This window comes from Mesorhizobium sp. ES1-4 (genome assembly GCF_020164745.1).
Taxonomy (GTDB): Bacteria; Pseudomonadota; Alphaproteobacteria; order Rhizobiales; family Rhizobiaceae; genus Mesorhizobium.
The window spans coordinates 246,616-259,960 of record NZ_JAIUGV010000006.1; the positions used below are offsets into that span (position 1 = coordinate 246,616).

At 62.3% G+C, this 13,345-nt stretch carries 12 protein-coding genes and 1 tRNA gene; 2 read left to right on the forward strand and 11 right to left on the reverse strand.

Translation table 11 applies throughout. The features are described 5' to 3' along the window. Positions 1-129: 129 nt before the first annotated feature. The 3 genes from mmsB to chvE all read right to left on the reverse strand — a co-directional run bounded on the left by mmsB (position 130) and on the right by chvE (position 4,116). Complete coding sequence (gene mmsB / locus LB556_RS13855; protein ID WP_224567876.1) at positions 130-1,416, reverse strand: multiple monosaccharide ABC transporter permease; 1,287 nt, start codon at positions 1,414-1,416, stop codon at positions 130-132. Then, positions 1,413-2,945 (reverse strand): multiple monosaccharide ABC transporter ATP-binding protein, encoded by a 1,533-nt coding sequence (mmsA, locus tag LB556_RS13860; protein ID WP_224567878.1) that lies wholly within the window; start codon positions 2,943-2,945, stop codon positions 1,413-1,415. The genes mmsB and mmsA overlap by 4 nt, the downstream gene beginning before the upstream one ends. Positions 2,946-3,045: 100 nt before the next feature. Further along, positions 3,046-4,116 (reverse strand): multiple monosaccharide ABC transporter substrate-binding protein, encoded by a 1,071-nt coding sequence (gene chvE, locus LB556_RS13865; RefSeq protein ID WP_224567880.1) that lies wholly within the window; start codon positions 4,114-4,116, stop codon positions 3,046-3,048. Between the two features lie 293 nt (positions 4,117-4,409). Here chvE and LB556_RS13870 point away from each other — a divergent pair, with 293 nt between their 5' ends. Further along, positions 4,410-5,399 (forward strand): LysR family transcriptional regulator, encoded by a 990-nt coding sequence (locus LB556_RS13870; protein WP_224568118.1) that lies wholly within the window; start codon positions 4,410-4,412, stop codon positions 5,397-5,399. A gap of 85 nt (positions 5,400-5,484) precedes the next feature. Here LB556_RS13870 and LB556_RS13875 read toward each other — a convergent pair whose 3' ends face one another. Beyond that, on the reverse strand, positions 5,485-5,811 hold the full coding sequence (locus LB556_RS13875; RefSeq protein WP_224567882.1) for a hypothetical protein: 327 nt from the start codon (positions 5,809-5,811) through the stop codon (positions 5,485-5,487). A 362-nt stretch (positions 5,812-6,173) separates the two neighbouring features. Here LB556_RS13875 and LB556_RS13880 point away from each other — a divergent pair, with 362 nt between their 5' ends. Beyond that, the gene (locus LB556_RS13880; protein WP_224567883.1) at positions 6,174-6,935 is read left to right on the forward strand and encodes a Stf0 family sulfotransferase; all 762 of its coding nucleotides are present in this window, start codon (positions 6,174-6,176) and stop codon (positions 6,933-6,935) included. Positions 6,936-7,023: 88 nt separating this feature from the next. Here the strand turns inward: LB556_RS13880 and LB556_RS13885 are convergent. The 7 genes from LB556_RS13885 to LB556_RS13915 all read right to left on the reverse strand — a co-directional run bounded on the left by LB556_RS13885 (position 7,024) and on the right by LB556_RS13915 (position 13,310). Next, a tRNA-Gly gene (locus tag LB556_RS13885) sits at positions 7,024-7,097 on the reverse strand. 309 nt (positions 7,098-7,406) lie between these two features. Beyond that, positions 7,407-8,888, reverse strand: a complete 1,482-nt coding sequence (locus LB556_RS13890) for a hypothetical protein (protein ID WP_224567885.1) — start codon at positions 8,886-8,888, stop codon at positions 7,407-7,409. A 13-nt stretch (positions 8,889-8,901) separates the two neighbouring features. After that, the gene (locus tag LB556_RS13895; RefSeq protein ID WP_224567887.1) at positions 8,902-9,402 is read right to left on the reverse strand and encodes a GtrA family protein; all 501 of its coding nucleotides are present in this window, start codon (positions 9,400-9,402) and stop codon (positions 8,902-8,904) included. Beyond that, positions 9,374-10,075, reverse strand: a complete 702-nt coding sequence (locus LB556_RS13900) for a class I SAM-dependent methyltransferase (RefSeq protein ID WP_411908587.1) — start codon at positions 10,073-10,075, stop codon at positions 9,374-9,376. Before LB556_RS13900 ends, LB556_RS13895 begins: the two co-directional genes overlap by 29 nt. Beyond that, entirely contained in the window at positions 10,068-11,057 is a 990-nt protein-coding gene (locus LB556_RS13905; protein ID WP_224567890.1) for a glycosyltransferase family 2 protein, read from the reverse strand. The genes LB556_RS13900 and LB556_RS13905 overlap by 8 nt, the downstream gene beginning before the upstream one ends. Before the next feature lie 151 nt (positions 11,058-11,208). Further along, on the reverse strand, positions 11,209-12,639 hold the full coding sequence (locus LB556_RS13910; RefSeq protein WP_224567892.1) for an ATP-binding protein: 1,431 nt from the start codon (positions 12,637-12,639) through the stop codon (positions 11,209-11,211). Then, a complete protein-coding gene (locus LB556_RS13915; protein ID WP_224567894.1) occupies positions 12,636-13,310 on the reverse strand; it encodes a response regulator transcription factor in 675 nt (224 codons plus the stop codon). Before LB556_RS13915 ends, LB556_RS13910 begins: the two co-directional genes overlap by 4 nt. Between the last annotated feature and the right edge of the window lie 35 nt (positions 13,311-13,345).

Sequence of the window (13,345 nt, forward strand, 5' to 3'; positions counted from 1 at the left end):
CGCCACGGTTGAAACGCTTCGTCCGGATTGCGTTCGCGAGCCTGGTCCTTCCCCCGGACTTCTTGGCGCCGGCGGGCTGCCGCAGCTTCGCGATCTAGAACCCGTATGCCTCCTAGTCCTCGCCCGGCCTTAAGCCTTGTTCTTGTTGTAGACGTCGAAGATGACGGCGCCGAGCAGCACCAGCCCCTTGACCACCTGCTGCCAGTCGACATTGACGCCCATGATCGACATGCCGTTGTTCATCACGCCCATGATGAAGCCGCCGACCACGGCGCCGATGACCTGGCCGACGCCGCCCATCGCCGAGGCGCCGCCGATGAAGACGGCGGCGATGACGTCGAGCTCGCTGCCGAGGCCCGCCGCCGGCACGGCCTGGCCGAGGCGGGCAGCGATGATCAGGCCGCCGAGCGCCGACAGGACGCCCATATTGACGAACACCAGAAGCGTCAGCCGCTCGGTGTTGATGCCCGACAGCTGCGCCGCCTTGGGATTGCCGCCCATTGCGTAGATGCGGCGGCCGACGGTCATGCGCTTGGTGACGAAGACGAACAGCGAGATCAGCACGCCCATGACGAGCAGCACCACCGGCAGGCCCCTGTAGCTGGCGAATTCATAGACCAGGAACAGCGCCAGCGCGCTGGCGACCAGCGTCTTGATCACGAACAGGGTGAAGGGTTCGGCCTCATAGCCATGGCGCTCGCGCTTGCGCCGGGTGCGGAGCCCGAAATAGGCATAGGCCAGCACGGCGACCAGGCCGAGCACGACCGTCGTCATGTGCAACGTCAGGCCGCTGCCCAGGATGGTCTTGCCGGCCGCGTTCACCGTCGGCGGGATCAGCGTCAGCGGGCCGATGACATCCGGGATGAAGCCGGAGCTCAGCGCCTTGAAGTCGTCCGGAAGCGGCCCTACCGAGGACCCGCCGCCCAGCAGCGCCTGGCAGATGCCGCGGAAGATCAGCATGCCCGCCAGCGTGACGATAAAACTCGGTATCCGGTGATAGGCGATCCAATAGCCTTGCGCCGCGCCGATCAGGCCGCCCACGATGAGGCAGACAATCGAAACCACCAGCGGATTGCTGAGCGGTCCAAGCTGCCAGATCACCATCATGTTTGCCGCCAGCGCGCCGATGAAGCCGGCGACCGATCCGACGCTGAGGTCAATATAGCCGGAAACGATGACCAGCAGCATGCCCAGCGCCATCACGATGATGAACGAGTTCTGCTGTACCAGGTTGCTGAGGTTGACCGGCTTGAACAGCGTACCCGACGTGGTGAACTGGAAGAACAGCATGATGACGATCAGCGCGATAATCAGACCGTATTCGCGCAGGTTCGTCGTCAGTGCCGAGACGGCGATGCGTGGACGTTGTTCTTCCGCGACGTTGCCCTGCGGGGCGGGTGCGCTTTCGGTGCTCATGCTGCTTTTCCTTCTCCCCGAACGATGGCGCGCATTATTTTTTCCTGGCTCGCGTCAGCCGCCGGCATTTCGCCCACCATGCGCCCTTCGTTCATGACATAGATACGGTCGGTGATGCCGAGCAATTCCGGCATTTCCGACGAGATCACCACGATGGCCTTACCCTCGGCGGCGAGCCGCGCGATGATCGTGTAGATCTCGTACTTGGCGCCGACATCGATGCCGCGCGTCGGCTCGTCGAGGATCAGCACTTCAGGGTCGGCGAACAGCCATTTCGACAGCACCACCTTCTGCTGGTTGCCGCCCGAAAGATTGCCGGTCATCTGGTAGACGCTCGAAGCGCGGATATTGGTCTTCTTACGATAGTCGTTGGCAACGGCGAGCTCGCGCAGGTCGTCGATCACGCTGTGGCGCGATACGCCGCCGAGATTGGCCAGCGTGATGTTGTGCTTGATATGATCGATGAGGTTGAGACCATAGGTCTTGCGGTCCTCGGTCACGTAGGCGATGCCGTGCTGGACCGCCTTGCTCACCGAGGAGACATCGACCGGCTTGCCCTTGAGCAGCACCTCGCCGGTGATGCGGCGGCCATAGGAGCGGCCGAACAGGCTCATGGCGAATTCGGTTCGGCCGGCTCCCATCAGCCCGGCAATGCCGACCACCTCGCCCTTGCGCACGTTGATGTCGATACCCTTGATCACCTGCCGCTCGGCATGGATCGGGTGATAGACCGACCAGTTCTTCACTTCGAACACGACCTCGCCGATGGCGGGCTCGCGCGGCGGATAGCGGTCGTCGAGCGAGCGGCCGACCATCGACGTGATGATGCGGTCCTCTGAAATGTCCCGCCTGGCCAGCGTCTCGATGGTGCGCCCGTCGCGGATGACGGTAACCTTGTCGGCGACCCGGTTCACCTCGTTGAGCTTATGCGAGATAAGGATCGAGGTCATGCCTTGCCGCTTGAATTCGAGCAGCAGGTCGAGCAGCGCCTGGCTGTCCTTTTCACTGAGCGACGCGGTCGGCTCGTCGAGGATCAGCAGCTTGACTTCCTTGCTCAGCGCCTTGGCGATCTCGACCAGCTGCTGCTTGCCGACGCCGATATTGGTGATCAGCGTCTTGGGGTCCTCCCTGAGGCCCACCTTCTTCAGCAGGGCGCTGGTGCGCGCCTCGTTCTCGTCCCAGTCGATCACGCCGTATCTGGCGTGTTCGTTGCCGAGGAAGATGTTTTCGGCAATCGACAGCATCGGCACCAGGGCGAGCTCCTGGTGGATGATGACGATGCCCTTGTGTTCGCTGTCATGGATGCCTTTGAAATGGCATTCCTGGCCCTGAAAAATGATCTGGCCGTCATAGGTGCCCGCGGGATAGACGCCCGACAGGACTTTCATCAGTGTCGACTTGCCGGCGCCGTTCTCGCCGACCACGGCGTGGATATCGCCTTCCTCTACGCTGAGGTTGACGTTCGACAGCGCCTTCACGCCGGGGAACGTCTTGGTGATGTCGCGCATCTCCAAAATCGTCGAGGTCATCAGGGCAAGCTCCTCCGAGGCCGGCAGAAACAATACCGGGGTCGCTTGTGAACGAAAAGGGGCCCTGCGTTGCGCAGGACCCCTGACTCTGTAACCGGAATTACTTCAGGTCTTCGGCCTTGATGTAGCCGGAGTCGACGACCAACTTCTGGTAGTTCGACTTGTCGACTTCATGCGGCGTCAACAGGATCGAGGGGACGACCTTGACGTCGTTGTTGTAGGTCTTTTCATCGAGGCCTTCCGGCTTGCCGCCCGAGAGCACCTTGTCGACCAGTTGCACCGTGGCCTTGGCGAGTTCGCGGGTGTCCTTGAACACGGTCGAATACTGCTCGCCCGAGATGATCAGCTTGACCGAGGCGGTCTCGGCATCCTGGCCGGTCACGATCGGCCAGGGCTGAGCGGCCGTGCCGTAGCCGACCGCGCGCAGCGATGCGGTGATGCCGCGCGACAGGCCGTCATAGGGCGACAGAACGCCATCGACGCGGCTGCCGTCGGAGTAGTTGGCCGACAGAAGATTGTCCATGCGGGCCTGGGCGGTTGCCGCCAGCCAGCGCAGCGTGCCGACCTTGTCCATGCCCATCTGGCCGGACTTGATCTTGATCGAGCCGTCGTCGATCATCGGCTGCAGCACGGAGATCGCGCCGTTGTAGAAGAAAAAGGCGTTGTTGTCGTCGGGCGAACCGCCGAACAGTTCGACGTTCCACGGCTTGGTGTTCGGGAATCGCTCCTTGAGGCCCTTGACCAGGGAGTTCGCCTGGATAACGCCGACGCCGAAATTGTCGAAGGTGGTGTAATAGTCGACATTGGGGGTCTTCTTGATGAGGCGGTCATAGGCGACGACGACGACGCCTGCGTCATTGGCCTTCTGCAGCGCATCCGACAAGGTGGTGCCGTCGATCGAGGCGATGATCAGCGCCTTCGGACCCTTGGTGATTTCGTTTTCCAGCTGGCTGAGCTGGTTGGGGATGTCGTCCTGCGCATACTGCAGATCGACAGTGTAACCGAGAGCCTCGAGCTGGGATTTGACGGCGTCGCCGTCATTGATCCAGCGCTGCGAGGTCTTGGTCGGCATCAGCACGCCGACAAGACCCTTGTCGGCCGCATGCGCCTGATAGCTGATGGCAGCGATGCCAAGGGCCGCGACGGCGGCCAGTGTCTTGATGATCTTCACATTACTCTCCCTGGTTGATGGACGCGACACCTCGGGGCTTCGCGGGCCGCGCAGCCAAGCAGGAGCGCAGGACGCGCCGCTGTCGGCCTTATCGATCTCCGGTATCCTCCCAATCGGCTCCGCGGCGCGGTTTCAATCGATACGATTTTTGCTCGTTACCGACCCTTGCGCCTCGAAACGCGCGAAGGGTCGGTCTCTTTGACATAACTGTCAAATGCGATCTTTGGTGGTTGCTATACCGAAACCGGTATGATCTAGCATGTGGAAGGGACTGGCGGAAAGGCGGGACGATGATGGCGGCATTGCGTGATCCTGATGCGATTCCAGTAAGTTACGAGAAGCTCCCGGGAGATGGGGAGGCAATCCTGCGCAGCGGATTGAGCCTTCGCCACATGCGCATGATCGCCGCCCTCGACGATCACGGACGGGTGAGCGCCGCCGCCCAGGTCATGAACATCTCCCAGCCGGCCGCTTCGCGCATGATCGCCGAGATGGAGGCGGTGCTCGACGTTAAGCTGTGCGAACGGCTGCCGCGCGGCGTGACGCTCACCCCTTATGGCCAGGCGCTCGCCAGGCGGGCTCGCTCGATCCTGCTCGAGATGCGCGAAGCCGACCGCGAGATTGCCGAACTCAAGGCCGGCAAGGGCGGCTCGGTGTTCCTCGGCGCCGTGACCGCGCCGGCGATCGAATTGGCCGTGCCGGCTATTCGCGAGATCCGCCGTATCTATCCGCGCATCGAGATCACCATGCAGGTCGAGACGTCGAACGTGCTCGCCCGCGAGCTGATCGCCTCGCGTCACGACTTCATCATCGCCCGCATTCCCGATGACCTCAATCCGCGGCTGTTCGAATCTCGCGTGATCGGCGTCGAGAAGGCCTGCCTGATCGTGCGCAGCGGCCACCCGCTCGCGAGGGGCAATGTGGTGCGGCTGGAAGACACCGCCGCATACGACTGGGTCTTCCAATCTGGCGGTTCGCCCTTGCGCCAGGCGATGGAGAGCAACTTCCTGAATCGCAACATCGCGCTGCCGGACCGGATTCTCAACACCAGTTCGCTGCTCCTCACGCTGGTCATGGTCGCGCAGTCCGACGCCATAGCGCCGGTCTCGGTGCAGGTGGCGAAGTTCATCCAGAATCCGGACGGGCTTGCCGGCGCCATCGACGTCGTCCAGACCGAATTCGATATCGAGGTCAGGCCCTACAGCCTGATCACGGTCAGGAATCGTGTGCTGTCGCCGGCTGCCAAGATGCTGCATGATTTCATCCTGCGCGAAGTGGGGTGATGGAACGAGAACCGCTGCGGCGCGTTCAGGCCTATCGGCATGCGCGCTGCAGCCTTTTTTGGGCGAGGGAACGAGGTGTCGGTGGTCAACAACTCGGGAGGTTTTTATGGAACGTCGGTTGTTTCTTACTGGAATGCTTGGCATTGCGGGTGCGGTGGCGCTTGCGGGCGTGGCCGGATCCGGCCGCGCTGTTGCCGGTGTTCCCCAGGGCAACGGAATTCTCGACCAGCTGGACAATCCGGATCCGGCCCTCTTCGAAGGGGATGACGGAGCGGAACTGGAGCAGGTCTCCGATCGAAGCGGGCATCACTGGCGCCATTACGGCCACCGTGGCCACTGGCGGCGTCGCCATGGGCGCCGCCGCGTCTGGCGCAGGGTTTGCCGCCGGTACTGGCGCCACGGTCGCCGCCATGTCCGCTGCTGGCGCGAGCGTGTATGGGTCCGGGTATGGCTGTAACGAACCCTTTACGAAAGGCCAGCAACCCGACGTCGCCGGTATCGCCGCGATAGCTCCGGGCAGATCTGCGGGGTCCAATCCTTGCAGTTGCGATCGGTGCCAAATTGGCGCCGATCGCGCACCTCTGACGGAATCGTCCGCCCCACTTGGCCCAAGAACGACGCCACTCAGCCTAGACGAATTGACGAAGTCGTATTAGGAATTACTAATGGAATCCTGTCAGGCAGAGGTGTGACAGCGCCAAGGGGCGATGAAGGAGCAGAACCATATCCTCCAACACGGGCTATACGTTTGCAGACCCAGGGCAATCGGCACAAATGAAAGGTGTGGCGATATTAACCGAAGCCCGAAGTGGCTCCGAATGGCTTGGCAGCCTGGCAAACAGCACCGGAACATTGGGGCAGTCGGGCGAATGGCTCGACCCCAGCAGGCTGGGGTTCAAGCCAAAATCCTTCGACGAACTTCTTTCCGCGGTGATTGATCGGGGCAAGACCCCGAATGGCAGGTTCGCTGTGAAGATCTTTTCGCGGCACCTTGAGGGTACGCAGGCGAAGTACGGCGTCGATTTCCTCACCGAATGCATCAGGCGCCATAGCATCGGATTGGTCTTGCTGGAACGGAGAGACCGACTTCGTCAAGCAATTTCCTATTGTCGGGCGAAAGCGACAGGCCGTTGGCAGAGCACGACGAGTGGTACTGATCTGGTCCCGGAATACGACTTCGCCAGCATCTGCCAGGTCTACTTCCGGATCGAGCAGAGCCATGCCTTCTGGGGTGCCTACCTGCGCATGGCCGATCTGCCCTATGACCATTTCTTCTATGAAGATCTGGTGAGCGATCCCCGTCCGTATGTCGCCTCGTTGGCGCGCCAGTTATCGGTTGAAATGCCGGATTGCGAGTTCAAGACGAATTTGCGATTGCAGCGGGACGCCTACACCGAGGAATGGGTGGAGCGGTACCGCAATGACGCCAGGTCGAAGAATTTGCTGGCTCATCTCCCCGAAAAGATGGCGCCGCGCAACGTCGACAATCTCGCTCGGTTCCTTCTGAAGAAGCAGATGCGAATTAGTCAACTCTAGGCAGTGGTGAGAATTTTGATTTCTATCTCAGGGACTGGATGGCGGCGAGTCGGGGTTCGTACCCTGAATATCAGGCGTAGCATCCTGTTGGAGCGGGTAGCGGGAATCGAACCCGCGCGTTCAGCTTGGGAAGCTGACAGGCTACCATTACATCATACCCGCGCAGCAGCCTCGTTATCATGACGGCATGGCCTCGGGCAATCGCAAACCGGTCTCACAATGCGGGCTCCGCCAACTCATCTGGTGACGGTCGGCGTTTGCTGCCTGGCCTTTGCGGCTTCGCCGGCCGTGGCGAAGCCTGGCCAGTATTTCGAGGTGGCCAGCGTCGCGCCGGCGGAAGAGAAATGGCTACTGTCGAATAGAGGAACTGCTTGCTGGCGGCATCCGGAACAGCGGGTGTCGTCGTACGGCTATGTGAGCGGATCCATGAAGGTCGCTCCCTTCGCACGCAGGCCACGCCGGTTTTGGGAATCAGGTGCCGGGCAGGTAGATCACGGCATACTCGTCCGCATAGGCCCGCTTCCAGCCCAGTTCAGTGAAGAACGGGATGCGGGTGTCGTCGGCCGTAAGCAGCGCCCAGCCGATGGCGTATTTCTTCAACTGGGCCTCCAGCAGCGGTTTCCCGTCGCTGTGCCCCGTTGCGTCGTCGGTTTTCGTGAACCCGGCCAGGAACAACTGGTCCGTTCTTCCGTCGATATAGGTCTTGATGTCGTGGAAAATCAGCGTGCCGCCGAAATTGTAGGAATTCAGCACATTGCCGGACAGGTGGTGATCCCTGGCGAAGGCGAGCGCGCCGCTGGCTGATGTTTTCGGGCTTGGCGTGAGCTGGTAGGCACCGCTCAGGATCAAGGCCATGCCGACCAGCAGGACGGCCGCCGCGCCACTGATCGCGTAAATCCGCCTGGCGAAGAACTTTTCCACCCTGTCGCGTTTTTCCCACAGCCAGGCCACGGCTGAAAGCGAAGGATATTGCTCTGCGATCTCGACCGCGATCACGATGGGGACCAGCAGGAAGAAAAGGTACGCGAAACGCATATGGGCGAGGAGCATGTGTACGGTGAAGACGATGAAGAGTGCCTTGGGCCAGCCAAGCCGCAGCCGCGACACCAGCAGCCCGAAAAGCGCCGCCAGCATTGCGATTTCCTGTGAAGGCTGCTCAGGCGCGTTGAAGGGTAGCCACTCCAGGATCAGGGGCACCGCCTCATTGCCGCTGGCGACGCTGAACGTGGCCAGAATGGCCTTCACCCCATAGGGATGGATCAGGCCAGCCAGCGGACAGAGCAGGCCGAACGCAATCCATTTTGCCAGAAGCGCTGGTTTCGACAGGCCGATCCGAGCCAGCAGGTCCAGACCGGCAAAGCCTGCAATAACGAAGCTCAAGGTGAAGGTGGCATGCAGGTTCGCCCACAAGACAACCAGCGCAAGCAGCCACCATGGCGGAACCCGTTCCTCGGCCGATGCACGAAACAACAGGGCCGTCCAGGTGACCATGATCGGCAAGGTGAAGACGTGAGGGCGCGCCGTGTAGATCGGGGCGATCAGGAAGGCCGCAAGGAGGGTCAGTCCTACCGACAGGATCGGCCTTAGCCACGCGCTGAGGAACCACGCCATCAGGAAGACTGCCAGGCCGATCGCGGCGATGATCAGTGTGACGACGCCATCCCAGCCGCCTACGCGGTAGGCAAGGGCCAGAAATATCTGTCCCAGCCATTCCTTGGCGATCCAGGGTTGTCCGGCGAAGGTATGAGAATAGGGGTCGACGGTCGGAAATGTCCGGTTTGCCAGGAAATCGAGCCCGGCTCTCACTTGCCACCAGCTGTCGGGATCCTGGAGGGTTGAGCCGGCGAAGGCAGCCAGTGTGGCGGCCGTGATACAGGCAGCGAGCAGGCAGAATATCAGCCTCGTCCGCTCGGCGTTTGCAGCCGTCTCCACGCTTGCCTGGGCGTTGTCCATGTAGCGCTGCCTCTCATTGTTCCCGATGGCAATTCGGTTCAAGGAACTGGACGGGGGGCACCCGCCGAGGTCCATCGGTCAGGTCCCGAGCGGTACGTTCGTTGCCACGGCCCTCGTGTCCTACGAATACGAAGTGCGCTGAACCGAGGTAGAACACCACCGAGTAGACGCAGATTCCCGCAAGGTGGGTCAGAGGGCTTTCGATCAAGCCTGCCGAACGGGCGGCGATTACGATCGCCAGATTGATGCCGTAGGCAATCAGGAAGACGCAGCCGTATCGCAGCGCGGTTCCGGGCCGGAAGCCTTCCCGCCGGGTGAAGGTCCAGCGGCGGTTGAGGAAGAACCCCAGCACAAGACCCACGGCATATCCGGTGGCGTTGGCAAGGATGTCGCCGAGGCCGAGTGCAAGCCCGGCCAGAATGACCGCGTATCCCAGTGCCGTGTTCACCAGACCGACGGCGCCGAATCGCAGCATCCTGCGATAGTCAAACGGCAGGCTTGACCACGTGCGCAAAATATTGGGCTCCTACAGGAATCTTGGTCAGGAAACGCTCGAGCGGCCGCAGCCATGAAAACAGTTTGGGAAAGAAAATCCGGTAGATGATCCGGGTGCCGGGAATACCCGCCGCAGCCATCCGCCTGCGCATCTCGGGCGCCGATATCAGGACCGCGTTCTCGTCGAAGGCGCAGTTTCTGACCGCGTGGGTGGTCAGCGGATTCCACGGATTGTGCTCGAAGAGAAAGAAACTGCCGCCATCGGCCAGCACCCTGCCGATCTCCGCGAGCAGTCCGATCTGGAGGTCTTCGGGAATGTGGTGGAAGACGCAAGCCGCGAAGGCCAGGTCGAAGCTGCCATCTGCAAAAGGGATTGTCTGGCCGTCGAATTGCGTGAACGCGGCTTGGTCGGGAAAGCGTTTGCTGGCGATGTCGAGCGATTCCCGCGAAGGATCGAGCAGGACGATCTCGCTGTCGGGAAACGCGTCACGCATATGGCCGAGGGAATTGCCGACGCCGGCACCAAAGTCGAGTATGCGCCGCGGCTTCACGCCGGCCCGCCCCAGCGTCGCCGCCACGTCATCGATCTTGTATTTTGCGAAGAAGTCGGGCGTCTCGCCGCTCAGCCTTATGCTCGCGGCATGCTGCTCCTGATATGCGCGCGCAAACTGGTCGAATTCGGCCTCAAGCACGGGCGGCCCTCTTCGCCATATCCCGCAGGCGATGAACGGCCGGATCCCGGTCCCTAGCTGACTCGCCGCGCGAAACGATCTCGTTGACGAAGTACAGCGGCCGCCGCTTCGTCTCCATGTACATACGGCCGAGATACTCGCCGAAGATGCCGAGAACGAGAAGTTGCACGCTGCCGAGAATAAGCATGATCGCGGCAAGGCTCGTCCAGCCAGGCAACACGTTGCCGATTGACCATTCGAACAGCGTATAGCCAAGCACGACCAGGCCGAGCAGGCCGAACATCATCCCCAGCAACGAGGCAAAACGCAAAGGCACGATCGAAAAACTGGTCATCGCGTCGACCGCCAGAAGAACCATCTTCTTCAGCGGATAATGGGTGGTGCCGGCAAAGCGCCGATGCCGCTCATAGGGGAAGGCGACCTGCTTCAACCCGATCCAGCTCACCATGCCGCGAATGAACCTGTAGCGTTCGGGCATCGCGTTCAGGTGGTCCAGCGCCCGGCGGCTCATCAGCCGGAAATCGCCGGAGTTCGGCGCGATCTCCACGTCGACCATCCGGCCCAGCAAGCGGTAGAACATCGAGGCGGACGCCAGCTTGAACCAGCTCTCGCCGTCACGCTTCACTCTCTGGCCGTAGACGACGTCGTAGCCTTCATCCATCTTCGCCATCATTGCGCCCAACAGTTCGGGCGGATCCTGGAGATCGGCATCGAGGATCAGAACGCGTTCGCCGCGGCAAAACTCCAGGCCCGCGCTCAAGGCGATCTGGTGGCCGTAGTTGCGAGCCAGGTCTATGGCGACCACATGGTCATCCTTCTCAGCCAGCTCGAAAATGGCCTCACGGGTGCCGTCGGTCGCCCCGTCGATGACGAGCACGATTTCGTAGGAAGGGCTTTGCTCGAGGCATACGGTGCTGATGCGCCGGTGCAGTTCAGCCACGCCGTCGCGCTCGTTGTAGCACGGCACGACGACCGACAGCATGACTGCCCGGCGCGTGTCGATTTTTCCCGTTCCCACCAAAAGTCTGGCTCCCGCTCCTGGAATGGCATAGGCTCGATTGGTTAGAAAACAAATAAACCCGACGATCTGGCCGTTGGCTTGCCGTCCGCCATTCGTGCGGCCGCCAGCCCAGTCACAAACGGCCCGGCAACTCCATCCGGATGCGGGCGCCGCGCCATGATCCTGTCAGGATCCGGATCGTTCCATCATGCAGCAGGGCGATCTGCCGGGCAAGGTTCAGTCCCAGCCCCGCCCCGCGCGACTGCGGCTGCAAGCGGTAGAAGGGCTCGAAGACATTCTCGCGCTCTTCCGCGGGAATGCCCGGGCCTTCATCGCGCACTTCGATGCCCCCAGCCTCGTCGACGGCTATCGTAATCGTGCCGCTGCCGCCGCCATGCTCGATGGCGTTGCGGACTAGGTTGGCGAGCGCCCGCTCGATCTGCAACACGTTGACCTCGACATGCGCCTTGTTCGCCGAAGGCTCGAAGGCAAGGTCATAGCCGGCCTCGATGGCGAGTGGCGCGAAGTCGGCCGCCACCCGGCTGACGAGATGGTCGAGATCGACGATCTCGCGCTGGTCCGATGGGCGGTCGAGCAACTGATGGTCGAGCAGTTGCTGGGCAAGATGCGACAGGCGCTCGATGTCATGCAGCAGCCGCATGCTTTGCGGCTCCTGCCGCAGCAGTTCGGCGCGCGTGCGCAGGATGGCGATCGGAGTGCGCAATTCGTGCGCGGCGTCGGTGAGGAAACGGTTGTGCCGGTCGTATCCCTGCGCGAGCCGGGCCAGAGCCTCGTTGAAGGCATGCACCAGCGGCGCGATCTCCTGCGGCACGTGCTTGACGGGTAGCTGCATCGCCCGGGTACCGATATCGATACGGGCAGCCTGTCGGACGGTTTCGACAAGGCCGGCAAAAGAGCGGCGGACCACGGCCGGCGTCGTGACCAGTGTCGTCGCGCCCATGACGAGGATGATGGGTAAAAGCAGGATTGCGATGACGAGCCCGAGCGCCGGCAGGGCGCGCTCCCAGTTCCTGCTGCCGTCCGGGTACCGCGCGACTTCGACGGTGGCCGAGATGTTGATTTCGAGGCCGTCGGTCTGCTGGCGCGACGACTGCGTTGCCGCGATGATCCGCACCATGCCAGCCTTGGTCGAAGCGTTTTCCAGATAGGCTTCCGGCCACATGTCCTTGTCGGAGAAGCCGATCGTCGCGTGGTCTGCTTCGCCGAGCAGGTCGCCGAAGTCTTTGGTATAGACGTCCGGTACGGTGCCGGAGCGAAGGCTGTCGCCGCTGCCGTCGCGAACGACGTACCAGACATTGGGAAAGCTTTCGCGAAACGCGGTGAGTTCTTCCGTCTCACGCACGACGAGCCTGCCGTCTTTGTCCCGGTCGACGGCATCCTTGACGGCCGCGACGGCGGCCTCGTTGTCGATCAGCAGCCGCGGATTGGCGATCCAAAGCGCTGCCGCGCAAAGTACGATGAAGATGAGCAGCGTCGCCGCCTGCAGCAGGATCAGCCGGCGGACCAGGATCCATTGCAGCGAGCGCGCGCGTGCCTTCTTCACGAGGCTGCCCGCAGGAGGTAGCCAAGATTGCGGATCGCTCGTATCTCGATGCCGGCGGCGACATCGTCGAGCTTGCGGCGCAACCGCGAGACATGCGCGTCGAGCGCATTCGAGCCGATCTCGTCGTCCAGGGCGTAGACGGCCTCCTCGAGAGCGCCGCGCATGATCGTTCGCCCCGGCCGCCGGATGAGCGTTTCAAGCACCAGCCTTTCACGCCGCGGCAAGTCGAGTGCCTGATCCTCGACCAGCGCCTCGCGATGGCGGAAATCATAGGTGAGACGGCCGACCATCGTCTGGTTCGCGCGTGAGGTGAACGAGCGGCGGTGCAGGGCGTGGAGCCGCGCGACGAGTTCGACCGTGGCGAAAGGCTTGACCATGTAATCATCGGCGCCGGCGTCGAGCCCGGCAACCCGGTCGTCCAACCCGCTCATCGCCGTCAGCGCGATCACCGGCACATCCAGATGCAAGGCGCGCAGGCGCGGGATCAGGCTGAGGCCGTCGCCATCGGGTAGCCGGCGATCCAGCACCACGGCGTCGTGATGCCCGAGACGGGCCACCGCCTCGGCGTCGGCCAAGGTCGCTGCATGGTCGACGATGATGTCCACACGCTCCAGAGCGGCCTTCAGGACCGAGGCCATTTCCGGTTCGTCCTCGATCAGCAGGACGCGCATCGACGTTCTCCCTCATCCGCGGCCGCAGGATTTGC

Excerpts from the sequence above, each read along its gene's own strand:
- mmsB (WP_224567876.1), bottom strand. The coding sequence starts at position 1,416 with ATGAGCACCGAAAGCGCACCCGCCCCGCAGGGCAACGTCGCGGAAGAA.
- mmsA (WP_224567878.1), bottom strand. The coding sequence starts at position 2,945 with ATGACCTCGACGATTTTGGAGATGCGCGACATCACCAAGACGTTCCCC.
- LB556_RS13870 (WP_224568118.1), top strand. The coding sequence starts at position 4,410 with ATGGCGGCATTGCGTGATCCTGATGCGATTCCAGTAAGTTACGAGAAG.
- LB556_RS13875 (WP_224567882.1), bottom strand. The coding sequence starts at position 5,811 with ATGGCGGCGACCGTGGCGCCAGTACCGGCGGCAAACCCTGCGCCAGAC.
- LB556_RS13880 (WP_224567883.1), top strand. The coding sequence starts at position 6,174 with ATGAAAGGTGTGGCGATATTAACCGAAGCCCGAAGTGGCTCCGAATGG.
- LB556_RS13890 (WP_224567885.1), bottom strand. The coding sequence starts at position 8,888 with ATGGACAACGCCCAGGCAAGCGTGGAGACGGCTGCAAACGCCGAGCGG.
- LB556_RS13905 (WP_224567890.1), bottom strand. The coding sequence starts at position 11,057 with ATGCTGTCGGTCGTCGTGCCGTGCTACAACGAGCGCGACGGCGTGGCT.
- LB556_RS13915 (WP_224567894.1), bottom strand. The coding sequence starts at position 13,310 with ATGCGCGTCCTGCTGATCGAGGACGAACCGGAAATGGCCTCGGTCCTG.